The following is a 4,930-nucleotide window of genomic DNA, read 5'->3' as shown; positions in this document are numbered from 1 at the left end:
GTACACATGCTTCGGTTCGGGGCGTCCGGTCCCGGGCATAGTCATCGAAGTTGGTTTCTCAAAGTGCAGGCTGTATTCGTACGAAGTCTTGTCCCAGGTGCTTGCCTGCCTGTATGCCCAGCTGGCCTCCACTCTATCCAGAGCGTCGTACTTGTGCCATGATGCGGCCCAGTCGCCGAACCCCGGACCCGTTTGTACAGCGCTCCAGAGCAGCCTGCCCACGATGTCGTATCCCTGGTATGTTGGATGTTTCGACTCCAGAGCCCATCTGATAGCGCTTGCGCTGAGTGATCTAGAGCACTCAGCCATATGCATGCCGCCTGTCCAGGCTAGATTACGCTTGCCAGTCTCGCCCTGAAACCCTATTGACCAGTCGTCCGCCCGAGAAAGATCCCTTCAGGCGCCTTATCGGACAGGCTGAGCGCCAGTTGCCGATACTCGTCGTTTTCGGGATCCAGTTCCAGAGCCCTGCGTGCATGAAACAGACTGACGGTGTGGGCGCCGGTCATAGCCCAAGTGTTCGCCGATAGCTGTCTGGCAGCCTCGTAGTGGTCCTGGGCATTCTCTCTCCGAAGCAGTCGGGACACCCAGTAGCCATAAGCGAGCACGTCGCATTGCACGCTGGCGAAGAGAGCCAGCGCATTACGTACGCCTTCGCCGCCGATAGCGTCGCCGAGCTTCGCCGCCTCCGCAGGCTCGATGCTGAGCAGCGCATTGAGGAAGCGACGTTGATCAGATGAGTAGCTTTGAGCAGCGATCAGACCCGTAATGCGGTCCACCAGGGAACGCAACGAATCCTTATCCTCGTCTGATCTCTGATTGGGTTGAGGGTTCTCCAGCGACCTCATTCTCTCGACCACTTCGTCGTCGTCCGGGTCCAACTGCATGACCTCGCGGCCGAGTCGCAGGGCCTCGCTTCGGGGATACGCCCCTTCGTTCACGGTTCCATACAGGCGGAAAGCGAGGCGCATGGAGCTGAAGCGGTCTGGCTCCAGCTCCATGGCCCTGCGAAGATGGAAGATGCTGAGGTAGAATCCCCCTTCGAAATCGGGAAGCAGCTGCACGAACTGAACCGCTGCCCAGAAGTGGTATGCGGCCTTCTCCTCGGCCAACAGCCTGGCGACCCAGAACGAGTAGACTCTCAGGTCTGGACCGTGCATGCATACTTTCATGAGGTAACCCCAGAGGTCCTCTTCAGTCATAGTGTCGGCTATTCTGGCGGCTTCGAAGAACCTGCCGTTTATCACCGCCTCAAAGAACTCATGCCCCTCTTCCGTAGCGGCAAACATGATGCGAACGGACTCCATCATCTGGTCAAGCGGTCGTTTCGCGGCCTCCCGTCTGCTCGCCCTCTCAGGGAGTGCAACTGAGGCCGGGCTGGAGTCGCCGACGCCGTCGCTTGCGGAATCTGGTTCTGGATTGAGTGTGGGCACGAATCTAATTCCGGTCACGCCGGCGTCCTCCAGCGCTCGCTTGACACTGTCATGCACAACAACCATCGTCACATCCTCAAGAAGGCGGAAAACCAAAGTGTCCGGCGGCACCCTGCTGGCATCAACACTCAGACGCTCAACATCGCAGGTCTGATGAGTGCCCCAGTCCCTCACTGTGAAGACCGATTTCTCTCTGTCCATACACGGGACGGTCGTGAGTACGTTCAGTAGGGCATACCCCTTCACGATCTCGCCGTTCGGGCGGACGACCTCGGCGTCATAGTAATCGATCCCGGACACGCCCAGACGCTTGAACACCTCAACTACTTTGCCCGACACCAGAAATGCGGTGCTGCCTGTGAAAGGAAAGTCATCGGGTTGCACCATGTTCTGGGCATGATACCTCACAGGGCTCGGAATGGTCTGCTTTATCTTCCAGGCCATCTGCCATCCAACTTCCTCCCACTCAGGATATTCCTCAAGGTAGCACTGGAAGAAACGGGTGCTGCTGTTCGTAACACGACGCCATACGTAGTAAACTCCCATGCCAAGCTTCCTCCTTTGATCGGTCAGCTACTTTCATGGCTCGGATCAGTAGCACCACTTGTACATTCGCACTTTGCCTGAGATGACGGCCTGCTGGATGATGGAGACCACTCTTTGCAGTTCTGTCCTCATTTGGTCGGCTGTCCATGCCATGTGCATCAGTTCTGCAGCTTTGTAGGACCGGTAGGCCTCGTTTAGTTGGGCTGCTACGAGACTGTAGTACTCCGAACAGTGCCCGCCTACGTGGGGAATAAGGGTCTTGTTCCACGCTTCATTGATACTGACACCCATTTCCTGCGCCTCCTGTACCACTCCTTGAGTGTCGGCGTCGTCTATGATGATGGAACCGTCCCTGCATGCAGCGGTCCTTGAAAGGCGCCTAATACGATGTACACTGAAGGTCCACTTCCATCCCGCGATTGCCTCTCAAGATCATAGCGTTCTGACACTTGCACTCCTGCTACATCAACGCTGCCGGCTCAAGTCAGTGCAATCCAAGCCACCGGCAACGGAATACGAAGAGCATCTCATCGAAGATGATCAGCCACTGCCTTGATCATCACGGCAGTTCCAGACCCCACCGATGCGATCAGAAAACCGCAGGAATGCCACCACAGAGCTATTGGCAGGCCCACACCTCCCTCAACGCTTCCATATATGGCTTGTCGCCAAATATCTAGCCCTTTGAAGATGACGGTGTTCACTATCAAGCCAAGTGCTTCAGCCACCAGTGGCAACATAAGCACTTTCCACGCAGGCCGTAGTCCCAGTGAAGCTCCAGCTAAGCCGATAATGAGCCCTGCTGCCAGTGCACCAATCTGTATCGGGCCCTCTGGCCACAAGACCGAAGAGGTCATTCCATATACCACATAGTATGTCGGGTAGTACAGAGCCGCGAGAATCAGAGCAACTAGGAGATCTCTCTTCGTCACCACTTTGGGTCACCTCCGCTGGATGCTGCTTTAGGTTAGCCGTCTCACGATCTGAGGCGACATATGTACCCGAAGTTCAGCCTGTAGTGCGTCGAACAGGTCGGGCTGGAGAGGGCCGCTTCGGTCGCGCGCCAGTTTTCCAGGTACTCTCCCGGGTTCTTCGAGTCGACACAGATCACCCTGCGTACACCTTCTGCGCTCGAGGCCCATACCCAATTGCCATCACCTGCGTAAATCGCCGCATGATTGGGTTTCCCATCTCCCTCCCAGTCTAGGATCGTGACGTCACCCAGTTTGTAGCCGCCAGTGACACTGGTGAAAAAAGGACTTCCGGCGATACTCGCTGTGCTCAGCGGTCCTGGAATCGGAATGCCTGCCTGGCGGCCAGCTATTATCACCAGCCCAGTGCAATCGACACTGTCTCTTAACCAAGGTATCAGCGAGACTACCGTATTCCATAGCGTGCCTGGGTGACCGGCGCCGTAAACGTACCGAATCTAGTCTCTGCCATATCAAGTGCTGCGTTCACGAACGCGTCTGTAGCCTGTGACGCGAACCTCTCCTGCTGACACAGGTCCCTTTCTTCACGCAAGTCGGCACCCATAGCCTCGCGCAGTCCATCGTGATCTACACACGCAATAGGATTCATGCTTACGTAAGCATACCAGTTCGGCCCGTCTTTCGCCGGGTCTCTGCCTATGAACCGCCCGATTTGAGGGTCATAGTGCCTCGCCCCGAAGTAGTAGAGCTTGGCGGCGCCGTCCTCGGGCTTCCCGGTCAACCTGTGGGCTCCGCTGGCCATCGGGCCTGTCGACATCGTAAGCAACCCGAACGGTTCCTACTCGAACCTCGCGACGACCTGGCCTGTGGAGTCGGTGATCGCCCTGATCGAGCCGACCATGTCGGTGTGACAGAAGTAGGTCTGAGCAGGATCCGAGTTCTCACGCACCACCTTGGCCAGGTATTTCCCGTTCAGCACGAGGCAGCACGTAACGGTTCTATCGTACTCCGGCGCAGGTGGCTCGGGCGGCTCGGGCGGGGGAGGCGGCGGTGGATCCTCAGATGTTGGGCCGATGGGATCAACTATGATTATCCCACCCGAGGCAGCGTCTGCCCTAGCTCCCGAACCCGATGGCTGCGCAGATCCGGAGGAACCCGGACCCGACGTACGCAACGCTGTGCGGACCTCGTAAACGATGTCGTTTCCGCAGTGCAGCGCTATTGTGGTTGCTCCGCCTTCAACTGCCTTCACCCTGCGCCCAAGCGCGTCGTACTCGTAGTTCGCGACGCTGGCCACTGGCTTATTCAGAGCGTCGTACCTGTAGCACGACACGCTCCAATCATTCAGCCCCGGCCCGTCTGCGCCGCGCTTCAGATCAACCTGCCGGCTACATTTGGCGAATGATGAGGGCTCCCGAAGACGGATCCGCCCTCTCCGCGAAGCCCTCGAAGTACGCCTTGAAGGGCGGTCAAGAGCTGGGACCCACTATCCCACCCGTACTACCCCAGGAAACGATGCTTCGTCGTAGTCGTCTGCCATATACATGTATGAGGTCCACTCGTAGTTGGCAAGTCCCAGCAGGCGCGCGAATTCGTAGGCAGGGTCGTCGACATCGAGATCGCCTTCGAGCAGATGCCTGATCCTCGCCGCCGGGCCGTCATCGGCATGCTCCACGCTTGCAGCAAGGCTCGCAAGAAGGTCCAAATCTAGTTCCGATCGGCTGTCGCCTTCGTCGCCTTCACACCACATGTCGGCATAGTTGCACACCTGCACATCCTGCTGATAGATGCTGAATCCCCAGCCATGGTCTTCGGGGTGCCAATAGTACACAAGGAGTCCTTCATTGGCCCGTATCACCGGCTCGCAGACTTGAAACGGCTCCGATTCCGGCAGTACCGTTACCCAGCCGTTGGCAGCGGGAAAGACGAACCCTCTGCATCCGGCCTTCTTGAGCAATGCAACGCCGGACTCCTGCCGGTCGGCTCTGAGATGGTAGCTTTCACTGAACTCGCTCACCG

The 4,930-nt window shown here is 57.7% G+C and carries 7 protein-coding genes; all 7 read right to left on the bottom strand.

All coding sequences use genetic code 11. From position 1 onward, the window contains the following. On the bottom strand, positions 1–309 hold a 309-nt coding region (locus tag VB144_02340), incomplete at its 3' end, for a hypothetical protein (protein ID MEA4882495.1). Between the two features lie 53 nt (positions 310–362). Continuing rightward, positions 363–1,979: a bacterial transcriptional activator domain-containing protein gene (locus tag VB144_02335; GenBank protein MEA4882494.1), complete on the bottom strand. Its 1,617-nt coding sequence runs from the start codon at positions 1,977–1,979 to the stop codon at positions 363–365. 45 nt (positions 1,980–2,024) lie between these two features. Beyond that, complete coding sequence (locus tag VB144_02330) at positions 2,025–2,270, bottom strand: hypothetical protein (protein ID MEA4882493.1); 246 nt, start codon at positions 2,268–2,270, stop codon at positions 2,025–2,027. A gap of 236 nt (positions 2,271–2,506) precedes the next feature. Continuing rightward, positions 2,507–2,914 (bottom strand): hypothetical protein, encoded by a 408-nt coding sequence (locus VB144_02325; GenBank protein ID MEA4882492.1) that lies wholly within the window; start codon positions 2,912–2,914, stop codon positions 2,507–2,509. A 442-nt stretch (positions 2,915–3,356) separates the two neighbouring features. Beyond that, on the bottom strand, positions 3,357–3,737 hold the full coding sequence (locus VB144_02320) for an RHS repeat-associated core domain-containing protein (protein ID MEA4882491.1): 381 nt from the start codon (positions 3,735–3,737) through the stop codon (positions 3,357–3,359). 12 nt (positions 3,738–3,749) lie between these two features. Then, positions 3,750–4,244, bottom strand: a complete 495-nt coding sequence (locus VB144_02315) for a hypothetical protein (GenBank protein MEA4882490.1) — start codon at positions 4,242–4,244, stop codon at positions 3,750–3,752. Between the two features lie 153 nt (positions 4,245–4,397). Beyond that, positions 4,398–4,930, bottom strand: a 533-nt coding sequence (locus VB144_02310) for a hypothetical protein (protein ID MEA4882489.1), incomplete at its 5' end; no start/stop codon positions are given.

Source organism: Clostridia bacterium, assembly GCA_034926675.1.
GTDB lineage: Bacteria > Bacillota > DTU025 > DTU025 > DTU025 > JAYFQW01.
The sequence above is the reverse complement of the archived record's forward strand: the minus strand, read 5'-3'. Positions and strand labels throughout refer to the sequence as shown.

Coding starts and splice junctions, on each gene's coding strand:
- VB144_02335 (MEA4882494.1), bottom strand. CDS start 1,979: ATGGGAGTTTACTACGTATGGCGTCGTGTTACGAACAGCAGCACCCGT.
- VB144_02330 (MEA4882493.1), bottom strand. CDS start 2,270: ATGGGTGTCAGTATCAATGAAGCGTGGAACAAGACCCTTATTCCCCAC.